The sequence below is a fragment of the Ihuprevotella massiliensis genome, assembly GCA_900095835.1.
GTDB lineage: Bacteria > Bacteroidota > Bacteroidia > Bacteroidales > Bacteroidaceae > Alloprevotella > Alloprevotella massiliensis.
The window spans coordinates 2,643,804-2,670,338 of record LT608321.1 but is presented as its reverse complement, the minus strand read 5'-3'; the positions used below and the strand labels follow the sequence as shown (position 1 = coordinate 2,670,338).

The window sequence follows — 26,535 nt, the reverse complement described above, 5'->3', positions numbered from 1 at the left end:
GGAAATGCTCCGTTTCTTTATTCCCGACTAGGGTGTGCGCTCATTCACCCCAAATCTACAAAGACCTCATCCGCTGGTTTGCGCTTGCGACCTGCATCTTGATGTTTCTCACCAGGATATCCGATGGGCGTCATCGCCACTGGCTGCCATTCTTCAGATAATTCCAAGACTGCAGCACAGGCTTCGATGTCGAAATTGCAAATCCAACAAGTGCCTAGTCCTTCTTCTGCGGCAGCCAAGCACAAATGCTCCACTGCGATGGCCAAATCGATGTCGCCATGGGCGTGATTGTCGGCAGGGCGCACCCAATTTTCTGCCACATTCTTCACAGCAACAAAGAGAGCTGGAGCAGTGGCAAGCCATGGACGAGGATAGGTTTGGCAGAGTCGTGCCAATATCTCGGGATTGGTTACATAAAAGAACCGCCAAGGCTGCTTATTGCACGCAGAAGGCGCTAGGCGAACGGCTTCTTTGATGTGCGCTATGGCTTCGGCAGTGGGAAGGGTGGGAAGATAGTCGCGCACCGATGCGCGAGTGTTGCAAAGAGAAAGGAAGTTACTCATAATTTTCAATACATTTATTGATGCACCATACGATGATAGTTCACTCCGAAGGCATTTACCCTGCCATCGCCACGAAAGCCGCAACGCTCATACAAGGCTCTTGCTTTAGGATTATCGGGATCGACCAAGAGAGTTGCCGATAATTGCAGCTCTTTCGCACGTCCTACAGCACGCGACAAAAGACTTTGGGCGATGCCGCGCCCGCGATAGGTGGGGTGCACAGCGAGGGAGTCGATGTAGAGTTCGCCTGCTTTCGTTTCGTCGTCCATTGCCGCAAGTTCTTCTGCCGTATAAAATGGCAGTTGCGCAAAGGTGCGCTCACGATACTCGCGGAAGTTTTGTCCCTCATATCGGAGTAGCAGGGCAATAGGTTGGTCGTTGAACTGCGCGATTTCGGCATGCAGATAGCTATAAAGCATACCTTTTTGCTGCACCACGGGAACAAGTGCTTCGACCATCTGCTGTTGTTGGGGACTAAGGGGCGTTTCCAACTCAATAAAGTGCAGGGCAGCCAAGACATAGTGGGCTATGAAATGGGCATCCTCTGGAGTGGCAGGGCGGAAGATGGGACTTTCTGTGGACATATTCGGACATTTAAGAGGAAACACTCCTATATTATATAGTGCACCTATTGGTGGTGATGCTAATATCTGCTATAATTAGACTGTATACCGATGATAAGTATACAGTGTAACAACAAAGATTAGAGTGCAGCCTACAGAGTTTGATATGGGACGTCTTAATATACGAGAGAATACCCCCTTACAAATCTTCGTAACGTGGGATTTCTGGGAGGAACAGTACGCGATGCATGGCATAGTCTATACGACAACAGAAATGCTGTATGCCGTTGCTCACGATGAGATAATCAGCGCGAAGCACGCTATTGTAGCTTTGCACCTGGGTGAATACAGACTCGGTGATGGTGACCTGCGGAGCTTTATACTCCACTATCAGACGCGGCACTCCACCCTCACGAGCATAAAGCACGGTGTCACAACGTCTGGACACACCCCCCACATTGACTCCAACCTCATTTGCAAGAAGTCCTTGTGGATATCCACGTTCTGCCACTAAAAAAGCCACAAAATGCTGGCGCACCCATTCTTCTGCTGTCAGTGTGACAAAGCGTTTGCGCAATTCGTCATAGACTTGCGGACGACCATCAGCTGTCTTCCGCAAGCGCAAGGCAGGAGTGGGGAGGTTTAATGGTGGAAATGGAATCATCAGGACGCTATATAATAATATAATAAGGAGTGTAGGAAGTGGGGGATACCTCAGCGAGATATTTCAAAAACAGGAGAGAAACGAATAATACCTTTACGATCAATCGCCTCTAGTCTACGAGTGGAGTGGCAATACTAGCCAAGGAATGCAGGAAGATACCGCGCTATGCGAACTCGAATCTGCGAGTTGAGCGGCAATACTAGCCAAAGAATGTAGGAAGATACCGCGCTATGCGAACTCGAATCTGCGAGTTTAGCGGCAATACTATCCATAGAATGTAGGAAGATACCGCGCTATGCGAACTCGAATCAACAACTAGCTAGGAAAAAACGTGGAGCACAGGACGCAAATTACAGACGAGCTCCCAATAGAACTATAGAATTAACCTAAATCTATTCCTAAAGTTGTGCTATAGATAGGCAACAACTTCGCTCGATACACGGTTGGTGCTACCACAAAGATACGCATTTCTCTCCAATTCTTTCGGTTATATCAAATGAAGTGCCCTTCTTTTCCGGCAGAAACTCATCCATCACTTCCAAAATCGCTTAGTTTCTTACCAAATGACAGACTTATTTGCTAGAAGGTGAGAAAACCTCAAACGTTCCATCGTCATAAAATACACGAATCTCCTTAATTTTACGTGGCTTTTTGTCCATTAAATTCGCGGTTTCCAAGATACCGGCATATTGCTGGGACAAAATACCTCCGTCTCTTCGTAATCCGCGGGCATTTCCCGCTATTGTTCCGGTATTTTGTACCGTACCCCCCATAGCTGTGCTCGGGTTGGATCCTGATAGTTCCTCGCCAAATAGGGAAGTCTCCGAAGATTCACCTACACTTAGCGGATTACTCTCTCCATCTATACCATTTTCAGCACTTGTTCTATCGAGGGAAATCATCATCTCTCCCTCACCAAACATGAGCCAATTGGTATCAATTTCAGGAAACGCCTTATGAATTGCCTGCACATGCTTATTGGTCGGGTTGGTGCGTCCCGTAAATATACTAGAAATAGTGGCAGGGGCAACGCCCAACTGCGCAGCAAAGTTTTGTTGGCTCAGACCATAATGGTCCATAATTTGACGTATTCTTTCTTGCATTGTGGTAGTCGAAAAAAAAGTCCTCAAAGGTCGGTTAGCGTCTCCGCAGATGACTATATATTGATGCGTGATTAATGGCTAAAAACTGCGATGATTTATCGCGGAAATATGAAAACTCGAATTAAAGTTTAGCATGTTCCAATGCTATCCGTCGACAGTCAGAGTGAAACAAGAGAGAGAAGTGCCCACCTTCAGTCATCGTAATAACAACACCTCGGGGTAGTCGCAAGCACACTCCTATTTTTCCTCACAATCGCACGGGTATACAATAGAAGCTCTCTGTAGTGCAAAAGAGCTACTCAGAATATACAGCATTGCATGCAGCATTGTCAACAAGAAACGCAGTAATCCAAAATGATTTCTTACGACACTTTCGCAACTTTACGCACAACAAAATCTTACCCCTATTAAGAGGTCAACTTGGATGTTGGAGAGTAAGGGGAGCACCGAGGGAGAGCTCCACACGTCTCATTCGAGCTTTTTCTTAGCCACTACAAAGGTAACGATAAATTCTCAGACCAACAACTTTCTAAATACGAATTTCAAAACCAAAACAACAAGATATTTCAAAACACAAATCCATATATCTAAATTTCGATTTCCTACACTCCTCACTACATTTACATATTTCTCTCTACACACCTCCTTTATCACACTAGATTATAAAGGATATAATCTAACACTTTCAACTGACTTTCAGCGACATAACAATATACATCTATATTTTATAGCCACATCTAGCGCATTATACACCTGAAACCACCTAATTTTCTACAAGACGCGCAAACAAACAACATATATCTCACTGGTTTTCATATATATAACCAACAACAAAATAAAGTGCATATTCATGGATTTAGAATTCTAGATTCAGAAATATCATACACAAACATAAATCCAACAACGAATCAACAAATATCAACAATGCTCCTTTCTATATGTTTAGATTTACACATTACAACAATATATCTACACAACTAAATCAAGCAACTACAAAACAGAATACTAAGAAAGGCTAACTCTAAATCGCCGATTAGTACAAAATGAGCTTTTGAGAGAATTTTGCGCTCTTCCCATCCCTATTTCAAGTTCTTGGATTTTACGAGATTCTCAGCGCATTAAATTCCACATATCCTACTATAAAACAGTAGATTACGTACATCTACAGCATAAACAACAAGAAGCATTCTAGCGTAAAATGACGTGTTTTTCAGCCAAATATCAAGGCTTTTCGGTCTTCTAAACGTCGTTTTCAGTCTATATAAAGCCCATCTGGGGCTTGTTTTCCGCTAGTTTGGAAGATTTCAGCGCCATTTGCCCTACTCACTCAGATTTTCGTCCGAATCAGCCACCACTGTCTTCTCCTTCTTTACGTCAATAAGCGAAGAAAAGGAGAGATTCTAGAGCAGCACTACAAGAGGACTCGCAAAAAATCAATCTTCCATTTTTAGGCATCGAAGACCCCATTATGCACTTTCCTAGTTACTCTTCCCCAACACCCCCAAACGCATCTCCCCCTTCCCTACTCCTTCCCACTATCTCCTATATAAGCGCTAATTTATCAGTATGCTCAGTTTTCCTCTCCAACAGAAGTCTGCAACGCTCCTAGCCAATAGACGACTACACGCACCCCAAACCAGGAAAGAACAAGAAAACTCAAGCATTCTAGCAGAGTTACAATACACTCTACTACTCTCTCGAAAAAACAACTATGAGCAAGCGGTAAAAGTCCTTTACTTATTCTCAAACCTGAGCCCAACAAGAAAGACTTCTCCCCACCATCTCAAAGATAGTGGGGAGAAGTCTTATGGCTCTTTCAACGTTAGTATCGGAAAGACAAACACGTAATGAGTTTTCTTAAGAAGGGCTAGAAAAAAGATGGGAGAGATGACACAAAATCACGTCCATCCTCGAAAGCATCCAGGAAGGGATATAGGCATCAATGGAGGATGAAGAAGAGCAACTCCTTCATCAGATCACCGGATTCAATAGCAGGATTATCGACACCCTTACTTCTGGCGTCCGTGCGGCGGATTTGTCCGATAATATCCATAACCTTTCGTCCCGAATAAAGGCGCATTGCAGGGAGGATATTACGCTCAGCTTGCCAGTCACTCACCCCCACCCAAGCCGCCACCTCGCGTGGAGTTTTGGAACCTGGCGTATAGTAGGCGATCATCAACTGAGAAAAGAAGCGAAACAAAGCCGGAAGTACCATCTGAATCGGGTTTTTCTTCGAATTTTTGTCGAAGTAATTCGCGATTCTATTCACTTTTACGACGTCTTTTTTGCCCAAGGCGTCCAGTAGTTCAAAAATATTGAACTCCTTACTCACTCCAATATGCTCTTGAACTAGCCCAAGCGTGATGGTAGATAACTTAGCGGAGAGGAGCAACTTATCGATTTCTCCAGACAGACGACTGAGATCAGCCCCAACAAAGTCGGCAAGCATCTCAGCGGCTTGGGGTTCAATGGTGGCTTTCTTGCGTTGCACATAATTTTTCACCCAAGTAGCCAATTGATAATCGCGGAGCTTTGCGCTCTCCATCAGGACACCATGTTTTTCCAATAGTTTAACCACGCTCTTACGTCGGTCGAGCGCCCCATTCTTATGGCAAAGAATGAGCACAGAAGTAGGCTGCGGTTGTTTGAGGTAAGCCTCAAGTGGAGCAAGGTCTTTGAGATTTTGCGCTTCTTTCACCATGACCACCATGCGCTCTGCTCCCATGGGGAAGCCCATAGCAGCTTGCACCACAGCAGTAGAGTCGGTTTCGGCACCAAAAAGCGTGATGAGATTAAAGTCGCGCTCCTCAGGACGGAGGAGATTATCAAGGAGAAAGTCTGCCACATGGTCTATGTAATAACTTTCATCGCCCATGAGATAGTAGACAGGCGCAATGTTTCCAGCGCGCACATCGGCAACAATCGTCTCGTGTGTCGCACCAGTAGGATTTTTTTTCGCCATATTATATATAGGTGTAGGAGAACACAGTCTGCACTCTGCTACATCCTAAGGGAATATAGCAGAGTTGTAGCAAGAGAATTCCTATAAGCAGGTCACAAACTATTACAAGCTAGCTGGCTACCAACTAATATAATCTAGCTATATATTATATGAGCAAGTAACAAACTAATATATGTCAGGCACAATCTAACATGATCCTGCTATAAACTAAAATGAGCAAGCCATAAACAAAACATGGTCAAGCTCTAAATTAAAGAAGGCGCAGCGAAAACCGCATGCGCCTTACACTATGATATAGGAGAGATTACCAGTCAAACTTCAAGTGGCGCACCGTCTTTCGGTCACCTTGCAACAAGCGCAAGGCGGCGATGCCCAATTGCACATGCGTTTCGGCAAAATTACGCGTCACATGATTGTCCGACTTTTCGGTCTTCACGCCTTCAGGTTCCATAGGGTTATCGCTCACCAAGAGCAAAGCACCCGTAGGAATGTGGTTATAGAATCCACAAGAGAACAGAGTGGCGGTCTCCATGTCGATAGCCATGGCGCGCGTCTTACGAAGATAAGCCTTGAATTCCTCGTCATGCTCCCACACACGGCGGTTCGTCGTATAGACCGTTCCCGTCCAATAGTCCAAAGAAGCATCACGGAGCGCAGTAGAGATGGCGCGTTGCAACATAAAAGCAGGGAGTGCAGGCACCTCAGGTGGGAAATAGTCATTACTTGTACCCTCTCCGCGAATACCGGCAAGGGGAAGAATGTAGTCGCCCAACTGAGTTTTGTGGGAGAGTCCTCCCGTCTTACCCAGGAAGAGCACGGCACGAGGTTTCACGCTTGAGAGCAAATCCATGATGAGAGCCGCGTTGGGCGACCCCATGCCAAAGTTGATCATGGTGATACCCTCTGCTGTTGCGGCACGCATATTCGCATCAAAGCCCACGGCAGTCACGTTCATCTGCTCACAAAACATGTCCACATAATTGTTGAAGTTCGTGAGAAGAATGAGATCGCCAAACTCTTCGAGTTGAACTTTGGTATATCTTTGCAGCCAGTTGCCACAAATTTCTTCTTTCGTCATATTATTCCGTTGTTGTTTAGGGGCAAAGTTACAAAATTATTTGTGAACGAGTTGTTCACCTGCGAAGAAAATCGTAACTTTGCGGAAAATATCTGCGGTCACTTCCTATTGACCGCCAAAGCAATGCGCTATGCAGATCAAACAAATCGCAGCAGCCCTTGAAAATTTCGCTCCGCTGCCCCTGCAAGAAGGCTACGACAACGCCGGCTTACAGTGTGGATTAACAGCGAGTGAGTGTTCAGGGGCATTATTGTGCCTTGACGTCACTGAAGCCGTGGTACAAGAAGCCGTGGATTGTGGCTACAATCTCATCGTGGCTCACCACCCTCTCCTCTTCCGGGGGGTGAAATGTGTGAGCGACAGCACTTATGTGGAGCGAACTCTCCGAAAGGCCATCCAAAACGATGTAGCTATCTATGCCGCACACACCAATCTTGACAATGCTGTGGGCGGCGTCAATTATGAAATCGCCCAACATCTCGGACTGCAAGACGTAGACTTCCTTGAACCTCTAGGACGTGGCGACCAACCTGCTGGGAGCGGATTAGTGGGCAACCTGCCTCAACCTATGGATGCTATGGAATTTCTCCAGCTCCTCAAGCAAGAGTTTAAGGTAGAAAATCTTCACTTCTCTCGTGGTCCTCAGCAGATGGTGCAACGCATCGCCTTTTGTGGCGGTGCAGGTGACTTCTTAATTGGTCGTGCCCAAGCCGTTGGAGCAGACCTTTTCTTCACGGGAGAAATCGGTTATCACTACTATTTCGGCCACGAAAATGAACTTTGGCTCGCAGCGCTTGGACACTATCAGAGCGAACGCTACACCATCGACCTCCTACAGCGCATTCTTCAGGAGCATTTCCCCACGCTCCCCACAGCGATGACAACGATTGATACCAATCCCATACAATATCTATAAGTAGCGAAACGCCAGTATTCGTCTCAGCCCTAGCTTATATAAAAGGAGTCTTTAAGCTTTTCGGCATCGACTCTCATCAGATAAATAGATATTGTACGATTCATATCAATAGAATTGCGCGATCTCACAGCATCGCTTTCCACAACGCAATAAAATATCCACCATAATGGCAACAAAGAAAGACAACACTTCCGCAGACATGTCTGTAGAACAGAAGTTGAAAAACCTCTACTCTCTCCAGACTAAGCTCTCTGAAATCGACGAAATCAAGACGCTCCGTGGCGAGCTTCCCCTTGAAGTGCAAGACCTCGAGGACGAAATCGAAGGTCTCTCACACCGTCTCCACAAGTATGAAGAGGAAATCGAACACATCAAGGGCGACATTGCTCACAAACAAGAAAGCATTAAGGAAGCGCAAGCCATGATGACGCGCTACCAAAGCCAACTTGACGACGTGCGCAACAACCGCGAATACGACAACCTCTCAAAGGAGATCGAATTCCAAAGCCTCGAAATCGAGTTGCTTCGCAAGAAGATCAACGATGCAGAGCGTTTGATCAACCTCAAGACGGGCGATCTCGAGAAGGGTCGTGCGGCACTTGAATCTCGCCAACAAGACTTGAATCAGAAGAAGGCTGAGCTTGACGAAATCGTAGCCGACACTAAGGCTGATGAAGAAAAGCTCCGCGAAAAAGCTAAGGCCATCGAGACCACTATCGAACCTCGTTTGCTCACAGCTTTCAAGCGTATCCGCCAAAGCTCACGCAATGGTCTCGGCATTGTCTACGTGCAACGTGACGCTTGCGGTGGTTGCTTCAACAAGATTCCACCTCAGCGTCAGCTCGACATCCGCATGCGCAAGAAGATTATCGTGTGCGAATACTGCGGCCGTATCATGATCGACCCCGAACTTGCAGGGGTTAAGATTGAGCGTCCCGAAGAAAAGCCAAAGCGCCGCGTTTCTCGTCGCAAGAAGACCGAAGAAGCCGAAGGATAAACTCCTCCCTTGGGGGATGTATGCACACTTCTCTTCTATCTGAGAAATAAACTGTACTACATCTTTCATTGCTATAACTTTCGCCCTTTTGCCCTCTCCATTTGGGTAAGAGGGCGATGTTTTTTTCAATCCTCCTATTCTCTTCTGTATAAAAGGGTCTGCGACCCTCTAACGTCTAATCTCTATTCCCTTGAAACTTCACCTACTCGTTGTCGGCCGCACCGTCGATGCCCACCTAAATGCTTTGATCACGGACTATGTTTCTCGTATCAAACACTATATTCCCTTTGAACTTGAAGTGATTCCCGAGCTCAAAAATACCAAAGCCCTCAGCACAGCACAACAAAAAGAGCGTGAAGGACAACTCATTCTCAAGAGTTTGAAAGAAGGAGACTGGGTGGTGCTCATGGACGAAGGCGGCAAGGAATATCGCTCCATCGAGTTTGCCGACTATCTCCACCGCCGTCAGTCGTCAGTCTCCAAACGAATGGTGCTGATTATTGGCGGTCCCTATGGTTTTTCATCTGAGATTTACGCGCTTGCCAAGGAGAAACTCTCGCTGTCCAAGCTCACCTTTTCACACCAAATGGTGCGACTCTTCCTTACCGAACAGATTTATCGCGCCATGACTATCCTTCGCGGTGAACCCTATCACCACGAATAGCTTCCAGCTTTCCCACTTCCATACTATGAAATGCCCTTGTTTTCCTCGCCCTTCTATGATGCAGTGGTTCTTGCCTGCCTTCATCTGCTTATGCACTGTGTTATGGTCTGTCGTTCTTCCGCTTGCCGCACAGAGCACTCCGCCCCACTCTGCCTCAACTCCCACAGCCGAACAATGGCAACCGCATCGAAACTATGCTCATTCCTTGAAACGGCTTCGCATCCTCACTTGGAACGTGGAGAATCTCTTTGACACGCTCCACGACGAAGGATTTCATGACGAAGAATTCCAACCTTTATCTGAACGGAAATGGACTTCTCCACGCTATTGGCGCAAACAAGGTGCCATAGCTCGCACGCTCGTGGCAGCAGCCGACCTACAACCGATAGATCTCATCGGACTTTGTGAAGTAGAAAACGACTCTGTGATTCATCATCTTTGTCGTCGCACTCGTTTAGCTCGTTTAGGCTACAAATTTCTCATCACCCACAGTGGCGACCAACGCGGTGTCGATGTTGCCCTTCTTTATCAACCAGTCACGATGTCGCTGATTGCGCACCAATCTCTCCGTGTGCCATTCGACACTCTCTGCGAACGTCCCACGCGCGACATACTTCATGCCACTTTTCGCGCACCGCGCGGTGACACACTCGATGTTTTTCTTGCCCACTTTCCCTCTCGACTCGGAGGAGCTAAGCATTCCTCGCCCTATCGTGAGCGAGCTGCCAACCTTATTGCCCACACAGCCGACAGCCTACTACGCACACGCCTTCGTCCACATCTCATAGCGCTAGGTGATTTCAACGACGAACCCTCCGATCCGTCCATCGCTCGAGTACTTTCGCCTTATTTCTATGCCCTCACCACGCACGCCACGCCCTATCCAGAACCTAGTATCAAAGAAGAGTCTTTGAGCGGCGGAACATCCTCTCCAAAGACTCTGGAGAAAGACTCTACAACAGTTCACCACCGCACTCCCAACTCCTTCGACAACAGCGCGGTAAGTGGCACCTACTTTTTCCGACATCAGTGGAGCCGCATCGACCAGATTCTAGTTTCTCACAACTTCATCTCTCAAGATTGCTCCCCTTCTTCGCCAATTAACGCTTCACAAAACTCTAAGAAAATCCCATTTTTCACACGTCCCTCCCACGATGTGCATATATTTGCTCCTGCCTTCCTGCTAGAATATTCCAAGTCTGGCGAACTTCATCCCTATCGCACCTACCTCGGCACCTACTATCATGGTGGCATTAGCGACCATCTTCCTCTATTTGCCGATTTTTGGTATTGACTTTCATATTTCCTCAAAAAAAAGCTCCCTCCCATTTCTGTAAAGAGATGGGAGGGAGCTTTTTATTATATCCAAAAGACAATTAGACAAATAAGGAAAGCGATATTCTCTCCTCGTCTAAATTCTAACATCTAATGTCTAAACTCTATTATGCCATCACAGCATCGGCGAGAGCCTCAAGAGCAGGAATATCAGCTTGCTTCAAAGCACTCTTGATGGAAACCACATCTTCGAGCACTTCGAGGTTCTTGAAGTTAGCCAACTCAGCCTTGATGGTCTTCGCAGCCGTAGGAGCCCAAGTGGTATTTTCCATGATGGCAACACGACGCTTGGTGAAACCTTTGAGACGAAGTTTGTGGGTGAAATGGTGCATGGGAGGAAACACTTCTGAGTCGTAGCTAGAAGCAGCCAACACAAGTTTGCCAAGACGGAAAGCATCAGCAAGCGCATGGTCGATAGAACCACGGCAGAGATCGTGAAGCACAACTTCAGAAGCACCCTTTTCGCGGAACACTTCAGCCAAACGGCGAGCAGCCACTTTGGTACCTCCGTGAATGCTCGCATAAGCAATGACAATGCCTTCAGGATTCTCAGGTTCATACTTAGACCAAAGGCCATAGAGACGGAGTGCCTCAGCCATTTCGCCATTGCGAAGGAGCGTGCCGTGGAGAGAACAAATCACTTCAATGTCAAATTGTGCTGCTTTCTCGAGCACCTTAGACACTTGCATGCCATACTTACCGCAGATGTTGAAGTAGTAGCGACGAGCTTCTTGCGCCCAATCGTTGGGGTGCGCATCATAGGTGCCGAATTTACCGAAAGCATCAGCAGAGAAGAACGCTTTGTCACCATCATCATAGGTCATGATTACTTCGGGCCAATGCACCATGGGAGCTGTGATGAAGTGGAGATTGCGACCACCAAGATCGAGCGTGCTACCGTCGGTCACAGTGATAGTGCGGTCGGTCATGTCAAGGCCTTCGTTGAATTGAGCAATGAACGTCAAAGCCTTTGCACTGGCCACGACTTTCAGGTTGGGATACTTGTTCATCGTTTCAGCAATGGCGCCAGCGTGGTCTGGCTCAACGTGCTGCACCACGAGGTAGTCAGGAGTGCGACCTTCAAGAGCCACTTGGAGATTCACCTTCCACTCTTCAGCGCAACGTGCATCGACGGTGTCCATGATGCAAACTTTCTCATCGAGAATCACATAACTGTTGTAGCACATACCTTCTGGCGTGCGATATTGACTCTCGAAAAGGTCGAGATCACGATCATCAGTACCGATGTACTTAATGGTGTTTGACACAAAAGGAATCATATAAATTGAGATTTTATAGAATGACAGAAATACTTTCTTAGAATCAGAGGGAGGAGGAAGTGCGGCATGTGGATGGACTGGGTAGCAATCAGCTCAAAGCCCCCTATCGCCCTATCCTAGAATATGCTAAACTATCTCAGCCACCGCGCGAAGGTAATTGCGGAGATTGCCCGCTTTGTGCACCCTCTTGAAGGGCTTCCGTCCTATTTCAGGTTCGAGATAGTCCCAAAAAGTGCGAAGTTTTTGGTGTAGTTGTGCTTCTCCTGGTATGATGCGCGCATAATGCGCATGGAGGGCATCGTGCAAGCGATGGAGCAACGCAATGCGCTCATGTCTAGCCCATTCACGCTGTTCGCGAAGTTCCGCACCTAGCGAAGGACGTGCCAATAAACCACGTCCGACCATGATGCCCGCCAGTTGTGAAAAACGTTCCTGCATCTGCAACACCTCTTCTGGTGAAGTGAGATCGCCATTGTAGATCAACGGCTTCTTGCACTCAGCAGCAAAGGTAGCAAATGCCTCCACATCGGTCATTCCTTTGTAGCCTTGTGTGCCGATGCGCGGATGCAAAGCCACCTGCATGAGCGGAGCTTCGTTGATGAGGGGCAAAAGTTGCTGTGCCACAGTGGGACTGTCCCACCCAAGGCGGAGTTTGATGGAAAATTGCACCTCAGGGTGCTGTTTCATCTCTGCAAACATCGCTGCTATTTCGTCGGTTTGTGCCAAGAGTCCGCAGCCACGTCCATGTTTGGCTTGAAGCGGAAAGGGACATCCCATGTTGAGATCGATGCGACGATAGCCATTCTCCACAATGAGGTCGGTGAGTGTGCGAAATTCCTGCAGATCCGCAGCTATAATTTGTGGCACCACAGGCACATTTTCATTGTGCGCAGGGAGAATGTCGCGCAAATCTTTGGAGCGCGGAGCCCCATGCTCGAGGCGCACGAAAGGAGTATAGTAGAAGTCCACCCCACCTACAAGCTGATGGTGTAAACGTCGGTAAACATCGTCGGTATATCCCTGCAAGGGAGCGAAATGCAGCGCAATCATAAGGCAAAAATACAACTTTCTTCTGAGATTCACCTCTTGTCCGACAAAAATGACCTAATTTTGTAGTCTAAATCTCCGTAAACCAATGTCTGTACTCTCATCCATCCCTTATTTTGGCGAATCTCTCTCACTCATCGTGGCAACCTTATGGACTGCCAGTGCGCTGTTTAGTGAGGTGGCGACAAAGCGTTTGGGCGCTAGTGTGGTCAATGTGTGGCGCATGATCCTGAGCATGTCCATGATAGCGGTCTTGCTCTTCGCTTTCACAGGCAGCCCATTGCCCCCTCCTGCTTCTACCACCACGTGGATATGGCTCTTGCTCTCTGGACTTGTGGGCTATGTATTTGGTGACTACTGCTTGTTCAATGCCTATCATCTCATAGGATCGCGCTTTGCTCAGTTGTTCATGACGATTTCTCCTGCCACGGCTGCCATAGCAGGCTGGATTTTCATGGGACAAACCATCACCACAAACGGCATCTTGGGCATGACCGTCACCAGCTTGGGTATCGCCCTTTCGATTCTTGGCAAATCAGACAAGGATGCTGCCGATCATCAGAAGAGAAAACGGGTGGAACTGCGCCTGCCCTTGAGAGGAGTGCTCTACGGACTGGGAGCTGGAGTGGGACAAGGACTGGGCTTGGTGCTATCTGCCAAAGGACTTCATCACTACGATTTGAATTTACAATCCCTCTCTCTGTCGTCTGAACAACTCGACACCTACAAAATGCTCTTGCCTTTTGCCGCAACTTTCATGCGCGGCGTAGCAGGTCTTGTAGGGTTCACTTTCCTATTGGCTTTGGCGCGTAAGACGCATCAATTCACCAGGAGTCTTCGCGATGGTCGAGGCTTGAGCATCCTCTCTTGCGCTGTAGTTTTCGGACCCTTTGTTGGAGTGTCGCTCTCACTCATGGCCACGCGCTACACCTCCGTGGGAATTGGCATGACCATTATGTCGCTGAGTCCCGTACTGATTCTTGCGCCTGCCCACTGGATCTTTGGACAGCGCATCACCCTACAAGAAATTATCGGAGCCTGCATCAGCGTGCTGGGTGTTTCCTTGTTCTTTATTGGTTAGCAACTCCTCGGAGGTTTAGCTCACCATTATTATATATGTATTCATTAAAATCCTTTTCTATATAACACTCTGTGTCATGAAACTTACCCCTTATCTCGTTGCGACACTTTGTTGCTCTGCTTTTGTGGCTCAAGCTCAGGAACTTTCTCTGCAAGAAGTGCCCGATGCGCAACGCTATATTTGGCAAACCTGGCAGCAAGAAATGCAATGCTCTAACTCGGCTTTTTCTATTTTTCAGCAAGCTACGCTTCCTTCGCTCAACCAACCTGCTACACAAAGCCTGCTTCTCCCCAGTCAACTAGAAGAAAATGCAGAACTCCAATTCTATTTTGGCACCAAAGGGGAACAACCTAAGGGTGGTTATCCCCTCTTTCTCTATTTGCACGGCAGTGGACCTGCCGATCAGGAATGGGCTAATGGACTGACCTTGTCGCAAGGATTTGACGATGCTCCCTCCACTTATGTGGTTCCTAAGATGCCTAATCCCACTGGTGAGTGGTATCGCTGGTATCAACAGTCGAAACAATGGGCTTGGGAAGAAATGTTGAAACAAGCGATGGCATCTCCAAACATCAACCCCAATCGCATCTATGTGTTTGGCATCTCCGAAGGGGGCTATGGTTCGCAGCGATTAGCTTCTTATTATGCTGACTATTGGGCTGGCGCAGGTCCGATGGCTGGTGGAGAACCTTTGAGAAATGCGCCTGCGGAAAACTGTCAGCACATTGCTTTCTCGCTCCTCACGGGTAGTCAAGACTATGGTTTTGGACGCAACCAAATTACAATGGTAGCTAAGGAGGCGTTCGACCAACTCGAACAACAATATCCTAATACTTTTAAGCACCGCATCGAACTGCAACAAGGGCGTGGTCACGGCATTAACTATAATCCCACCACAAGTTGGCTGAAAGCGTATAAGAGAAATCCACGCCCACAGGAATTCCTTTGGGAGAACTTCCCAATGGGTGGTCGCTATCGCAATGGATTCTACAACCTTCGCGTGGACGAATCGCCCAAATTGCCCGAAGTGGCTGCTACTAGCCCTGGTGCAACCAATGACTATGACGGAAGATCTCCACGCTATTTCCATCACCTGAGCATGGCAAACAATGAGGTGCGCCTTACTGTTCAAGAAGTGAAATATACGGTGACGGACAATGTGCCAGGAACGAGCATCCCGATGAAGTTTAATCGCACATATACTCCTGCGAAGTCAGGCACTTACACCATTTTCTTGGACAATACTCTGGTGAACCTTGCACAGCCTGTGAAGGTGTGGGTGAATGGCAAGAAGGTGTTTGACGGCACCGTGAAATGCGATGCCAAGAACATCCGCGAAAGCCTTGAGCTTTTCCATGATCCCGAGAGATTATTCCCTGCTGCAGTGCAAGTTAAACTCTAAAGCGTGATGAGATTTTCCACACCGATTGAGATTTCTCCCTTCCCCTTCCAACTGACTCCGCAATCGCACATTGTTGTCCTAGGGTCTTGTTTTGCAGAACACATCGGGCAGCGATTGGCGTGCGCGCTCCCTCCTGATAGAGTGAGCGTCAATCCCTTTGGCGTGCTCTATCACCCCACGGTTTTGGCACGTGCCCTGGCGAGAATAGCCTTTGCCCATCCCCTTCCCGAAGATATTTTCTTTGAGGGACGTGATGGGCTGTGGCACAGTTGGTGGCATGCAGGAACTTTTTCGGCTCCTACTCGCGAGGAATGCCAACGTCTAGTGGAAGCGTCGTTGAAGCAAGCGCACGAGGTGTTGCAGAAGGCGGATTTACTCATTCTCACACTTAGCACAGACCACGGTTATTATCTTAAAGAAGAACTCAGCTGGGGGAGTTTGGTGGCAAATTGTCACAAGATGCCCGGTAATCTGTTTGACGAAAAGGTGACTTCTTTGGACGCTTCGATTGGTGTATGGGAGTCGTTGTTGCCATTCATCAAAGCGCGCTATCCACAACTCCACATCCTCTGGACAGTGAGCCCATATCGCTATGCCAAACATGGGATGCACGAGTCGCAACTTTCCAAAGCGCGTCTGCATCTCATGATTGATCATCTCATTCACGCAGAGATTCCTATCGAAAATGGATTTTCACAAGAAGCTGATTCCAAGGAAATTACAAACGAATGGGAGAGTCGCAAAAAAATGTCGGAGATTTTCGGAAAAACGTCGGAGTTTTTTTTGAAAAAGTCCGACGTTTTTGCTCAGCACTCGGAATTTCCATCAGAGAAGAATAGACAGAATACCCCAAAAGGCAAAGAGAAGAAATCTGATGTCACAACATCGTCGCTCGCCACTTCGACTGGTAGATGGCAACATTACTTCCCAGCCTATGAGATTCTCCTTGATGAGCTCCGCGATTATCGCTTCTTTGCCCCGGACATGCTCCACCCTTCGGAACAAGCTGTGGACTACATCTGGGAGAAGTTTCGCGAGACAGTCTTTTCTTCCGAACTGAACGACTGCGCATCACATCTTTATTCAATTCGTCAAGCACTAGCACATCGCCCCCTTCACCCAGAAAGTGAGGATTATCGAAAGTTTTATACACAAACTCAGCAGCGCATCGCAGAGTTCACACGAAAATTTGGATTTGCTCCGCAATAAAAGACGAAGCGTCTACAAAACACACACAAAAGAAGAGGAAATGTTACACTTTTCAATGGAGAGTGTAGCATTCCCTCTTCTTTTGTCATCTTCAAATGTCAAGAAGGCACATTTAAATAAACGGAGCCTGCTCACCTAGCCTCGCAAAAAAATGCAGAAAAAATACAGGCATCATCTAAGAGTACGCATCTTTCTATTTGACAATAAGTTAGCCCCTAAAAAAATAGCCGATTATTCTCGATTCGAATAGCAACATAACCTAAAAAATAGCTCAGAACATTTGGAAGTAAAACACTTTATCTGTATCTTCGCTATCACAAATGCTCACTGAACATAGCAATTCTGCATATCAGAATCGAGTTATCAATTTTTTTCTGCATATAAATACAGCAAAAACCTCCAAATAAACACAACATGCCATGATTAAGCCAATGCTATCTGTAAGAGCGATGCTCTTGGTTGCAATGCTAACTGGTGGGGCGAGTAGCCTTATCCCCACTTCTGTTCATGCAGCTACTTCAAATGTACAGCAAAAAAACGTTCTAAAAGGACGAGTAATTGATGCTACAGGCGAACCCGCTGTAGGTGCTTACGTCATTGTTGTAGGTACCGGCACCGGTACCACAACAGAGCTTAACGGATCTTTCACCCTCAAGAACGTAAAACCTGGTGCATCTATCAAAGTCTCACTCATCGGTTACAAATCACAAACGGTGAAATGGGATGGTACCTCTGAACTTAACTTCACTCTCGAAGAAGAAACTTCCAACCTTAACGAGGTGGTAGTAACAGCTATGGGTATTACCCGTAAAGCAAGTTCTCTGACGTATTCGACTCAGATGCTTCGTTCAGACGAGTTGATGAAGGTGCAAGACCCTAACTTGGTAAACGGCATCGAAGGTAAGATTTCTGGTGTTACGATTACTCCTTCTGCTGGTGGTGCTGGTGGTGCTTCAAAAATCACCCTTCGCGGTAACAAGTCAATCCAAGGTAACAACGCCCCTCTCATCGTGGTGGACGGTGTGCCTATGACCAACAATGTGCGTGGACAAGCTAACCAAGCATACAACCTTACCTATTCGAGTGTAGCTGAAGGTTCTGACCCTCTTTCTATGATTAACCCTGATGACATCGAGTCGATGAACATCTTGAAAGGCGCTAATGCTGCAGCTCTCTATGGTTCGGCTGCAGCGAATGGTGTCGTTATGATTACGACAAAGAAAGGTAAGGAAGGTAAACTTGATGTGAATGTTAACTCTAACATCACCTTTGAAAATCCACTACTTACCCCAAAACTTCAAAACGCCTATGGAGCGGAAGTAAGCTCCGGTGGTCTATCGCTAGATAGCTGGGGAGATAAACTTCCTGGTGGTGGTGCATACACTGCTACTGTCAATGCTGCACCCACCATTGGTGGCACACGCAACATTCACTTACGCAATTCGGCAAACGACGATGTCTCAGACTTCTTCCGCACAGGTGTAACGGCTAACAACTCGGTTTCTCTCTCCGGCGGTACAGAAAAGATCAAGACTTATTTCTCAATTGCCAATTCCCACTCTAATGGTATGTTGGAGAGTAATAACTACAACCGTAATACACTCTCTTTCCGCCAAAGCTATAACTTCTGGAATCGCGTTAACATTGATGTTAATGCCAACTACGTACAAACGAAGACCAACAACCGCATGGGTGGTGGTACAGTGGGTAACCCCATTTACGACCTCTACACCTTGCCACGCAACGTAGATTTTGACTACTACCGCAATCATGTGTCCACCCCTGGTCAGTGGCAATCAGCAGAACGTTCCTATTTTATAGCTGACCCAGTTACAGGCGCTTATAAAGAAACGAGTGGTCGCTCAAAACTTTCTGGACCATTGCAAGAATGGGCTTTCCAAACTGCAGAAAAAAACAACCCCTATTGGTTGCTCAACCAGAATAGCAGCGTCGCACGTGATGACCGTTTCTATGGTAACTTGCAAGGTAGATTTGATATCTATGATGGATTAGCTTTCCAAGCTCGCGTAAGCATCGACCACTCTAGATATAGTGCGGAAGGCAAAACCTACGCTTCCACTTGGGGACCACAGGCCATGAACGACTTTGGTACGTACTATCTATCTAACAATAGAACCAACGAAATCTACACAGACTACTTACTTTCTTACAACAAGCAAATCCAAGACTGGAGCATTTCAGCTACCGCTGGTTGGGTGGGTCACGTCATTAAAGGTACAAACGTGAGTACCTACACCAATGCGACTTATGACACATCTCAAGGTTATATCTTAAAGGACCTTCCTACGATTGTCAATCGCTTCGATCCCTCTTCTGGTGGTGCTGGTGGAACAACCAAGAACACGACTAGTAACTGGGATAAAGCAGCTCTCTTCACTGCCCAAGTAGGATGGAAAGACATGGTTTATGTTGACGGTTCTTATCGTCGTGACTGGTACCGCACTTTCCGCCAATTCTCTGCACTTGGCACACCTGATAACTATGGTTATTTCGGATTTGGTGCTAATGCCATCCTCTCTAGCTTGTTTAACTGGAAGGATGAATACGTGAAATATCGCATTAGTTACTCAGAAGTAGGTAACTCTATCCCTAACGTACTCTTCAATTCCGTAACGATTGACCCACGAACGGGGGCTGCTAGTGTATTAGGTTACAACAACTTCTGGCCTATCCCTGAAAAGACTCGTTCATTTGAAACTGGTGTTGAAACTCAGTTCTTCAACAATCGTTTGAATGTTGACGTGACCTATTATAATGCTGCGATGCATAACTCTTATCTCACTATCGCAGCTTCAAATGGTAAGTCTCAGCCTGTAAATAGTGGTGTCATCCGCAACCAAGGTATCGAAGCTACCGTAGGTTATGACTGGCACAACATCATTCCTGGTTTGCGCTGGAAGACAAGTGTAAACTTCTCTTATAACCACAACCGCGTAGAAAAGACCTATGTCGAAGATGGTCATAACAAGGAAATGGCTATCTCCGTAGCAGGTGGTAAAGTTCAAGTAAACTATAAGGTTGGTCGCCCCTATGGTGAAATGTATGTCAACGACTTTACACGTTGGCGTGACGATGTTTACCGTGATGAAAATGGTGGCCTCAACTCTGAAGGAAGAGGTAAGCTCATCCATAAAGCAGGCGATATCTACATCAACGATCAGGGACAACCCTCTTTCGATGGTAAGAAACGCTATGTAAACTCTGCAGGCAATGTACGTGTCGACAAAGGCGGTGAACGTTTTGGCCTGAATGTGGGTAATATGAACTCCAACATTCAACTCTCTTGGAGCAACACATTCTTCTATAAGAACTTCTCACTCTACTTCCTTGTCAATGGTCGAATTGGCGGTAAGGTTGTTTCCCTCACTGAAGGTTACCTCGATCGTCTTGGAGTTTCAGAACGTACAGGAGAAGCTCGTCGCCATGCCGAAGCAACTGGACTGAAAGCAGCTGACGGCTCATGGGGACTTGCCATCAACGAAGGACGTGACATTGTAAATGGTCGCAAGTATTATGAAGCTGTTGGTAGTAGCAGTGCTATCGATTACATCTATGATGCTACAAACTTCCGTCTACGTGAGCTCTCTATTGGCTACAACTGGCGTAACTTGCTAGGCGAAGGTAAGAACCTCAATGTCTCTGTCATTGCACGCAATCTCTTCTTCATCTACAAGAAGGCACCTGTAGACCCAGATATTTCACTCTCTACAGCAAATGGATTGGGTGGTTTCGAAATATTCAACCTTCCTTCTGCTCGCTCATTTGGTGTGAATATCAAGCTCAATTTCTAACCTTTATATAGCAACAACATCATGAACAAAAATATCTATGCCATTGGGCTCTTAGCTTTTGCCTCTTTTGGTATGCAGTCATGCTTAGACTATGACGACCCCCTCGATTCGTTGCAAGTAAACGACCGCTCCATTGACAATAAGGTCTATGTAGGCAATGTCGATGTCATCGACTATCACAAGCAAGTGACCAAAGAGGGCTTTGCCAAAGCACGTGAGGTTCTAGAAAGAGATGTTTACCCTCAAAGTAAAACGGGACAATGCTTGCTCCGTGGCGGTAAGACAGAAAGCTGGGGGCTTCTCCCTTCTAGCCCACACAACTACCAATTTTTCTATTCATTGGGGCCCGATGCTTATGCTGGATACTTGACAGTACCTCACAACTTTGGCGGACGCCTAACTTCCAGCTATCGCATCGTAGATGGCTTCAATGGAGGTCCATTCGGCGCTTACACGGGAGCAAAAAATGCATTAATGCCTATTTTGCACCATCCCATGTCGGACAGCATACCTGAAATGAAGGCCATCAACTTGCTCTACTATTGTATTGGAGCACAAGAATTGGCTGATATGGCTGGACCTTTCACTTATCTCGAGGATAAGAAAAACTCGCAGAATCCTAAGGTCTATAACGATTTGAAGACCATCTATCACGGCATTGTGCAAAATATTGACACAATTGTGACAACGCTCAAAGCCTTTGACCAACGTCCTCAATGGTATAAAGATGGTATCGAAGAATTGTGCATGACCTACAACGAAAGTAACCTTGATAGTGAACGTGGATTCCAAGGAATGAAGAGCTACATTGCTTTGGCTAATTCCCTCAAACTACGTATGGCTATGCACATCGTAAAGACAGAACCTGAAACGGCTAGAAAATGGGCTGAAGAAGCGGTTAAGAATGGTGTGATAGAGAGCGTAAATGACCAACATGGTATCTTCGTCAAGAAGATGGGTGGTAAGCATGCTTTAGCCGAAATCATGGTCAACTGGGACGACACTCGCTTAAGTGCTTCTATGGAATCTCTCCTTATGAGCCTTGATCATCCCACGACTCACTACCTTTGGAAGAACAATAGTGGTGACATCACCAACAGCAAAAAAGAAGTGACTCCAGACGACAGCCGTATCGTAGGTATTCGCGTAGGAACCTTCGTAGGTGAAGGTAAAAAATCTGCGGGCAACCAATATGGTCGCTATTCTTCATTTGCTTACGATGTTATGAAGAATGCCCCTGCTTACTACGTAAAGTATGCTGAAGTATGCTTCCTCCGTGCCGAAGGTGCAATTCGTGGTTGGAACATGGGCGGTACTGCTGAGCAATTCTACAATGAAGGTATTCGTCATGCTTATGTAGAAGACCCCTCACTCATCAGCAGCAGTCCTTACAGCACACTTGTGGCAAACTACATCCAGAAGGATAAACCCACGGCTTACGTGCAGAAAGATCCCATGGGAGGCGAAGACTGGCCATCACTCACCAAGATTGGTGTGAAGTGGAACGAGTCTGATGACCGCGAAGTGAAACTCGAAAAGATTATCACTCAAAAGTACATCGCGCTCTTCCCACTGTCTACAGAAGCTTGGACAGAACTTCGTCGCACTGGCTATCCCAAACTCTTTAATGTCCTCAATGCCGATGACGGTGATGGTTCACTCCAATATGGAGACATTATCCGTCGCATTCCTTGGAATGCTACCGATCCTATCACGAAAGGTAACATTGAAGCAACAGGACTTAATGCATTAGGTGGTGAAGACCTCCAATCCACTCGTTTGTGGTGGGATGTAAACACACCTAACTTCTAATTTATTATATGGAGAGTCTTTTGCACAGAAACAATTAGACTTTGTGCGAAAGACTCTCTTATTCTACAACGAACCAACTCTATTAATCATTTAAATTTTGTGCCATGAGAAAAGCTACTCTATTCATCTCAACCCTCTTGGCTGTGATGGCTACGAACGGTTATGCGCAACAGCTCAAAAAGGACTATATCACATGGGGATATAGCAGCGAGCAATTTGGCGAAAAACTAAGCAACTGGACACCAGGCAGCACAATCTCTGAAGACGATAACTTCTTCATCTCACGTGTGAAGCCTCGCAAACATTTTAACAACAATGCTACGCAAGTACGCCTTGGCATTAAGCCAGAAGTGGACAAGCGTCTTGTAGCTTGGTTGCCTATCAATGATCCTGAAATCAACGCCCTTCCCAACGGAATCTTCGATAGCGAAGTCTTTTCCATGTGGAACTATGTTGACCACTGGGGCGACTGGTCTGCTCCTCTTGGCCGCGTTCCCGCAGCTTTTTTGGATGTAGCCCACAAAAATGGTGTGGCAGTAACTTCCGTTGCAGGTATTCCTAATACCACTTTGCCTAACGCCTGGAAAAGATGTCTGAAGCAAATGAGTACTGCTGGTGCAGACAAAGCTGCTCAGTTCCTTAATTACTATGGTGTCGACGGATTCGGTTATAACTCTGAATATAGCAGTGGTTTTGCAGAAACAAAAGCCATCCGTGAACTCCACGTTGCCCTCAACGAAAAGATGAAGGACAAGAACCCCGTGTTTGAAAACATGTGGTATGATGGCACGAATGATCGTGGTTCTATCATGTTTGACCAAGGTCTTGCAAGTCACAACGAGAAAAATTTTGGTGTAGACGGAAAACCTGCCGCGTCTCTCTTCTTCAACTACAACTGGAGTTATGGAACAGATCTTCTAGAAAGTTCTGTAGAACACGCTAAATCAATCAACCGCAATCCTCTCTACCTCTACGCAGGTGTGAACATGCAAGGAGCTGAACCTAGGAATGGCATCAACTGGACATTGCTCAAAGACTATCCCATCTCTATTGGTCTTTGGGGCGCACACTCACGCAACATGTTCTGGGAAAGCCGCGGCGAAAAGGGATCTACTCCTGACATCAAGCAGAGAACCTATATGCTCCGCACCGAACGTTGGTTTACTGGTGGCTCACGCAACCCAGCTAACCTCCCAGAAATGAAGAACTCGCTCAAATACAATGCCGATAATTTCGATTTCCCCGGCATGGCAAGCATGATGTCTGCGCGTTCTACTCTATCTTGGGATTTGGCAGAAGAACCATTCATCTCCTACTTCAACTTGGGTAATGGTAAGTACTTCAACTGGATGGGTAAGCAGCAAAACAATCGCGAATGGTACAACATTGGTGTGCAAGACTACCTTCCCACTTGGCGCTGGTGGTTTGCCAACAAGGTGCTCGGTCGCACAAGTAACGATGTTGTGAGCAATGGTTTGAATGCGGAGTTCTCTTGGGACGAAGCCTATATGGGTGGTTCTAGCTTGCGCATCAATGGCACATCCGCTAATGAGTTCCTCCATCTTTTCAAAACTCAGTATGCACTTGCCACAGGTGATGTCATCACTCTCCGCTATAAGGTAAAGAGTGGTAAAGCCAATGTGCACTTGACACTCACTGCCGAAGGTGCGGAAGCAGCTGCCATCAATGAAAGTGACTTCAAGGTTCTCGAAGCAACACAAGATGCCGATGAAGACGTTTGGGTTGAAAAGAAGTTCACCCTCTCAGAAGCCTTCAATGGTAAAAAGTTGGCTCTCGTGGCACTCCACTTAGAGAATGCTGAGAATCTTGACTTCTACTTGGGTGAATTCTCACTCTCTCGTCCTTCTGCAGCAGTTGCTACTCCTTCTGCTCCTGAAATCAAATCTTCAAAATTGCTGGCGTTCAGCCGTAATGGTGTTGATGCGAAGCTTATCTTCAACATGAAGAACGATAAGCCAGCAGGAGAACCATGCTACAACAGTGATGTGAAGACATCAATGTTCAAGATTTACGCTCAACAAGAAGGAAAGCAACCTATCCTCATGGGTGTAACCACTTCATGGGCGGCTATGTTCTACAACATACCTCTTGAACTCACCGAAACAAAAGCCAAGGTTCGTTTGGGTGTTTCTGCTCTTTCTCTTGATCATAAGACAGAATCTGCTATCAGCTGGACAGACTTCCTCGAAGCCTCTAACTACGCTTATAACGATGACGTCCAAATCAACAAGAAGACCATCAAACCTAACGAAGCTTTTGAAATTGGTTACGTTGATCCTCTCCACGAAGACGCAACCTGGAAGATTGTTGACAGCAAGGGTGAAGAAGTGTTCTCAGGCACTGGAAATAAAGTTCAAGTCAATGGACTTGCCAATGTTGGTAGCTACACGCTAAAGGTTACTGGAAACGAGCAAACAGCTGAGGGTCGTAAAGAAACCACTCGCGAATTTGCTTCTTTCGTTCAAATCACGAGCAAAGAAGTTGGTGCACTTCCTGAAATCAAGACGCTCACTGCCAACAATGAAAACTCCAACATTGAGCTCAAGGTTAACGAAGCTGCAGCATTCGCTTACACAGGACGTGAAGCTGATGGTTCTGGATCACAAGGTGTAGAACTCAAGGAAGAACGATTCGGTGTGCCTGTTGCTGACGTTAAGGTTGACAACAACAAGAGCTTCGGCGTAGCTTATTGGCTCAAAATCAACAAGCTCTCTGCTGGTGCTACACAGCTTCTTAGCATTGCGAGCAAACAAGACGGCTGGCCTAAGACTGACTGGGGCTGGATTTGGACTTCACTCAATGCAGATGGTACTATTGGAAGTTACACCTTCCGTGGCACCGACGCTTCTAACAACACAGAGTTGCAATATACCTTTGGTAAAACTAAGCTCCCCGTAGGTAGCTGGGTACACCTTGCATTCAACTTCGAATACGATGCTAGCGGAGCATTCCGCTCTGACTTCTATGTTAATGGCATCAAGCAAGAAGTTACGAAATGGAAACATGGCGGTGCAGAACAAACTTCTCCTGTAGGCTTTGAATCAAACGTCTATTCCATCACGAATCGCATGGTAATTGCAGCTGGTGGTACAGCGGCATTCCGCGCTGGTATTGATGGTGTTATTGACAATTTCCAAATTTGGAACAAGCCCATCACAGCCGAAGATGTTCAAACTTCTATGAAGGATTTGAACAAGGAAGCCCTTCCTCAAGGCCTTGCTGCACTATGGTCTTTTGAAGACAAAGCCACTGACAAGAAGTTTACCTCTGTAGGTGAAATCACTGCACAAGCTGGTTTGCACAACTATGTTTCTGCAGGTGGTGAAGGTCAAGGCAACATCAACTGGGTAGAGCCCTCCTACACTTCTGGATGTCCCTTCATTAAGGGTACAGCATTCCCTGTTAAGACCACAGCTACTTGGACTGCTAAGAATGCAACCATCACAAATGCAGTGGGTAATGACCAAGCGGGTTCTGCTAACATTGCCTTCTCTAAGGATGGTATGTACAATGTGACACTTACGCTCACCAATGCCCTTGGTAGCGACAGCAAGACTTTCTCTGTCATCAAAGTGGGTACAGGAATCACTGGCATTGAAAAAGCTCAATCTGATGAGTTCAAAGCCACAACTGTAGGAGAAAATGTTATGATTGAATTTGAACAATCTGGACATTATAATATTTCTCTTTACAACCTCGCTGGACAACTTGTAACACAAAAGTCTGCACACATTGCAGCTGGCAACAACGCAAGCCTCTATCTCGGTACTCCAGGCACTTACCTCCTCCGTATCGAACGCGATGGTAAACTCGTCCGCACCGTGAAACTCGTAAAGAACTAATTCTTTATAACTAATCACGCATAATCAAAGACCGCGTCAAGACCCATTGGTTTTGATGCGGTCTTTCTTTGTTTCTTATTCCACCGATTATAAACCCCAAAAGGTCATTATTTCCTGAACAGATTTAATTTGATTCTTGAGCAGATTGTTTGCCGTTGACTCGAAGATGTAGTGGCACACC

General features: G+C 46.6%; 18 protein-coding genes. 10 read left to right on the top strand and 8 right to left on the bottom strand.

The annotated features are described in order from the left end of the window. Nucleotides 1-44 precede the first annotated feature (44 nt). The 6 genes from BQ2633_RS10740 to BQ2633_RS10715 form a co-directional block, all read right to left on the bottom strand. A complete protein-coding gene (locus BQ2633_RS10740; protein WP_075567024.1) occupies nucleotides 45-563 on the bottom strand; it encodes a nitroreductase family protein in 519 nt (172 codons plus the stop codon). Between the two features lie 14 nt (nucleotides 564-577). After that, nucleotides 578-1,147: a GNAT family N-acetyltransferase gene (locus BQ2633_RS10735; protein ID WP_075567022.1), complete on the bottom strand. Its 570-nt coding sequence runs from the start codon at nucleotides 1,145-1,147 to the stop codon at nucleotides 578-580. 178 nt (nucleotides 1,148-1,325) lie between these two features. Then, nucleotides 1,326-1,790: a type I restriction enzyme HsdR N-terminal domain-containing protein gene (locus tag BQ2633_RS10730; protein ID WP_075567020.1), complete on the bottom strand. Its 465-nt coding sequence runs from the start codon at nucleotides 1,788-1,790 to the stop codon at nucleotides 1,326-1,328. Nucleotides 1,791-2,362: 572 nt separating this feature from the next. After that, nucleotides 2,363-2,893, bottom strand: coding sequence for a helix-turn-helix domain-containing protein (locus tag BQ2633_RS10725; RefSeq protein WP_075567019.1), 531 nt, complete (start codon nucleotides 2,891-2,893; stop codon nucleotides 2,363-2,365). 1,939 nt (nucleotides 2,894-4,832) lie between these two features. Continuing rightward, the gene (gene holA, locus BQ2633_RS10720) at nucleotides 4,833-5,858 is read right to left on the bottom strand and encodes a DNA polymerase III subunit delta (RefSeq protein ID WP_075567017.1); all 1,026 of its coding nucleotides are present in this window, start codon (nucleotides 5,856-5,858) and stop codon (nucleotides 4,833-4,835) included. A gap of 304 nt (nucleotides 5,859-6,162) precedes the next feature. Next, nucleotides 6,163-6,936: an AMP nucleosidase gene (locus BQ2633_RS10715; protein WP_075567016.1), complete on the bottom strand. Its 774-nt coding sequence runs from the start codon at nucleotides 6,934-6,936 to the stop codon at nucleotides 6,163-6,165. A 130-nt stretch (nucleotides 6,937-7,066) separates the two neighbouring features. Here BQ2633_RS10715 and BQ2633_RS10710 point away from each other — a divergent pair, with 130 nt between their 5' ends. From BQ2633_RS10710 to BQ2633_RS10695, 4 genes are all read left to right on the top strand, one after another. After that, nucleotides 7,067-7,852 (top strand): Nif3-like dinuclear metal center hexameric protein, encoded by a 786-nt coding sequence (locus BQ2633_RS10710; protein WP_075567014.1) that lies wholly within the window; start codon nucleotides 7,067-7,069, stop codon nucleotides 7,850-7,852. A 166-nt stretch (nucleotides 7,853-8,018) separates the two neighbouring features. Next, nucleotides 8,019-8,849, top strand: coding sequence for a zinc ribbon domain-containing protein (locus tag BQ2633_RS10705; RefSeq protein ID WP_075567012.1), 831 nt, complete (start codon nucleotides 8,019-8,021; stop codon nucleotides 8,847-8,849). A 190-nt stretch (nucleotides 8,850-9,039) separates the two neighbouring features. Further along, on the top strand, nucleotides 9,040-9,513 hold the full coding sequence (rlmH, locus tag BQ2633_RS10700) for a 23S rRNA (pseudouridine(1915)-N(3))-methyltransferase RlmH (RefSeq protein ID WP_009436357.1): 474 nt from the start codon (nucleotides 9,040-9,042) through the stop codon (nucleotides 9,511-9,513). A gap of 25 nt (nucleotides 9,514-9,538) precedes the next feature. Next, nucleotides 9,539-10,807 (top strand): endonuclease/exonuclease/phosphatase family protein, encoded by a 1,269-nt coding sequence (locus tag BQ2633_RS10695; protein ID WP_141700205.1) that lies wholly within the window; start codon nucleotides 9,539-9,541, stop codon nucleotides 10,805-10,807. A gap of 148 nt (nucleotides 10,808-10,955) precedes the next feature. On the opposite strand, the gene BQ2633_RS10690 is transcribed toward BQ2633_RS10695, so the two are convergent. Then, nucleotides 10,956-12,128, bottom strand: coding sequence for an FprA family A-type flavoprotein (locus BQ2633_RS10690; protein ID WP_075567008.1), 1,173 nt, complete (start codon nucleotides 12,126-12,128; stop codon nucleotides 10,956-10,958). A gap of 126 nt (nucleotides 12,129-12,254) precedes the next feature. Continuing rightward, a complete protein-coding gene (locus tag BQ2633_RS10685) occupies nucleotides 12,255-13,178 on the bottom strand; it encodes a tRNA dihydrouridine synthase (protein WP_075567006.1) in 924 nt (307 codons plus the stop codon). A gap of 85 nt (nucleotides 13,179-13,263) precedes the next feature. Here BQ2633_RS10685 and BQ2633_RS10680 point away from each other — a divergent pair, with 85 nt between their 5' ends. From BQ2633_RS10680 to BQ2633_RS10655, 6 genes are all read left to right on the top strand, one after another. Further along, nucleotides 13,264-14,256, top strand: coding sequence for a DMT family transporter (locus BQ2633_RS10680; RefSeq protein ID WP_346048640.1), 993 nt, complete (start codon nucleotides 13,264-13,266; stop codon nucleotides 14,254-14,256). A 76-nt stretch (nucleotides 14,257-14,332) separates the two neighbouring features. Continuing rightward, on the top strand, nucleotides 14,333-15,658 hold the full coding sequence (locus BQ2633_RS10675) for a hypothetical protein (RefSeq protein ID WP_075567004.1): 1,326 nt from the start codon (nucleotides 14,333-14,335) through the stop codon (nucleotides 15,656-15,658). Nucleotides 15,659-15,664: 6 nt separating this feature from the next. Then, on the top strand, nucleotides 15,665-16,867 hold the full coding sequence (locus BQ2633_RS11630; RefSeq protein WP_075567002.1) for a GSCFA domain-containing protein: 1,203 nt from the start codon (nucleotides 15,665-15,667) through the stop codon (nucleotides 16,865-16,867). 419 nt (nucleotides 16,868-17,286) lie between these two features. Beyond that, nucleotides 17,287-20,679 (top strand): SusC/RagA family TonB-linked outer membrane protein, encoded by a 3,393-nt coding sequence (locus BQ2633_RS10665; RefSeq protein ID WP_075567001.1) that lies wholly within the window; start codon nucleotides 17,287-17,289, stop codon nucleotides 20,677-20,679. A gap of 21 nt (nucleotides 20,680-20,700) precedes the next feature. Further along, nucleotides 20,701-22,491 (top strand): SusD/RagB family nutrient-binding outer membrane lipoprotein, encoded by a 1,791-nt coding sequence (locus tag BQ2633_RS10660; RefSeq protein WP_083234038.1) that lies wholly within the window; start codon nucleotides 20,701-20,703, stop codon nucleotides 22,489-22,491. A 104-nt stretch (nucleotides 22,492-22,595) separates the two neighbouring features. Continuing rightward, nucleotides 22,596-26,354, top strand: coding sequence for an endo-beta-N-acetylglucosaminidase (locus BQ2633_RS10655; RefSeq protein WP_075566998.1), 3,759 nt, complete (start codon nucleotides 22,596-22,598; stop codon nucleotides 26,352-26,354). Nucleotides 26,355-26,535 lie beyond the last annotated feature (181 nt).

Bases quoted from the DNA above. Each gene is read 5' to 3' on its own strand.
- BQ2633_RS10695 (WP_141700205.1), top strand. From the start codon at position 9,539: ATGAAATGCCCTTGTTTTCCTCGCCCTTCTATGATGCAGTGGTTCTTG.
- BQ2633_RS10660 (WP_083234038.1), top strand. From the start codon at position 20,701: ATGAACAAAAATATCTATGCCATTGGGCTCTTAGCTTTTGCCTCTTTT.
- BQ2633_RS10680 (WP_346048640.1), top strand. From the start codon at position 13,264: ATGTCTGTACTCTCATCCATCCCTTATTTTGGCGAATCTCTCTCACTC.
- BQ2633_RS10730 (WP_075567020.1), bottom strand. From the start codon at position 1,790: ATGATTCCATTTCCACCATTAAACCTCCCCACTCCTGCCTTGCGCTTG.
- BQ2633_RS10675 (WP_075567004.1), top strand. From the start codon at position 14,333: ATGAAACTTACCCCTTATCTCGTTGCGACACTTTGTTGCTCTGCTTTT.
- BQ2633_RS10685 (WP_075567006.1), bottom strand. From the start codon at position 13,178: ATGATTGCGCTGCATTTCGCTCCCTTGCAGGGATATACCGACGATGTT.
- BQ2633_RS10665 (WP_075567001.1), top strand. From the start codon at position 17,287: ATGATTAAGCCAATGCTATCTGTAAGAGCGATGCTCTTGGTTGCAATG.
- BQ2633_RS10710 (WP_075567014.1), top strand. From the start codon at position 7,067: ATGCAGATCAAACAAATCGCAGCAGCCCTTGAAAATTTCGCTCCGCTG.
- BQ2633_RS10740 (WP_075567024.1), bottom strand. From the start codon at position 563: ATGAGTAACTTCCTTTCTCTTTGCAACACTCGCGCATCGGTGCGCGAC.
- BQ2633_RS10705 (WP_075567012.1), top strand. From the start codon at position 8,019: ATGGCAACAAAGAAAGACAACACTTCCGCAGACATGTCTGTAGAACAG.
- BQ2633_RS10655 (WP_075566998.1), top strand. From the start codon at position 22,596: ATGAGAAAAGCTACTCTATTCATCTCAACCCTCTTGGCTGTGATGGCT.
- BQ2633_RS10690 (WP_075567008.1), bottom strand. From the start codon at position 12,128: ATGATTCCTTTTGTGTCAAACACCATTAAGTACATCGGTACTGATGAT.
- holA (WP_075567017.1), bottom strand. From the start codon at position 5,858: ATGGCGAAAAAAAATCCTACTGGTGCGACACACGAGACGATTGTTGCC.
- BQ2633_RS10725 (WP_075567019.1), bottom strand. From the start codon at position 2,893: ATGCAAGAAAGAATACGTCAAATTATGGACCATTATGGTCTGAGCCAA.
- BQ2633_RS11630 (WP_075567002.1), top strand. From the start codon at position 15,665: ATGAGATTTTCCACACCGATTGAGATTTCTCCCTTCCCCTTCCAACTG.
- BQ2633_RS10735 (WP_075567022.1), bottom strand. From the start codon at position 1,147: ATGTCCACAGAAAGTCCCATCTTCCGCCCTGCCACTCCAGAGGATGCC.
- BQ2633_RS10715 (WP_075567016.1), bottom strand. From the start codon at position 6,936: ATGACGAAAGAAGAAATTTGTGGCAACTGGCTGCAAAGATATACCAAA.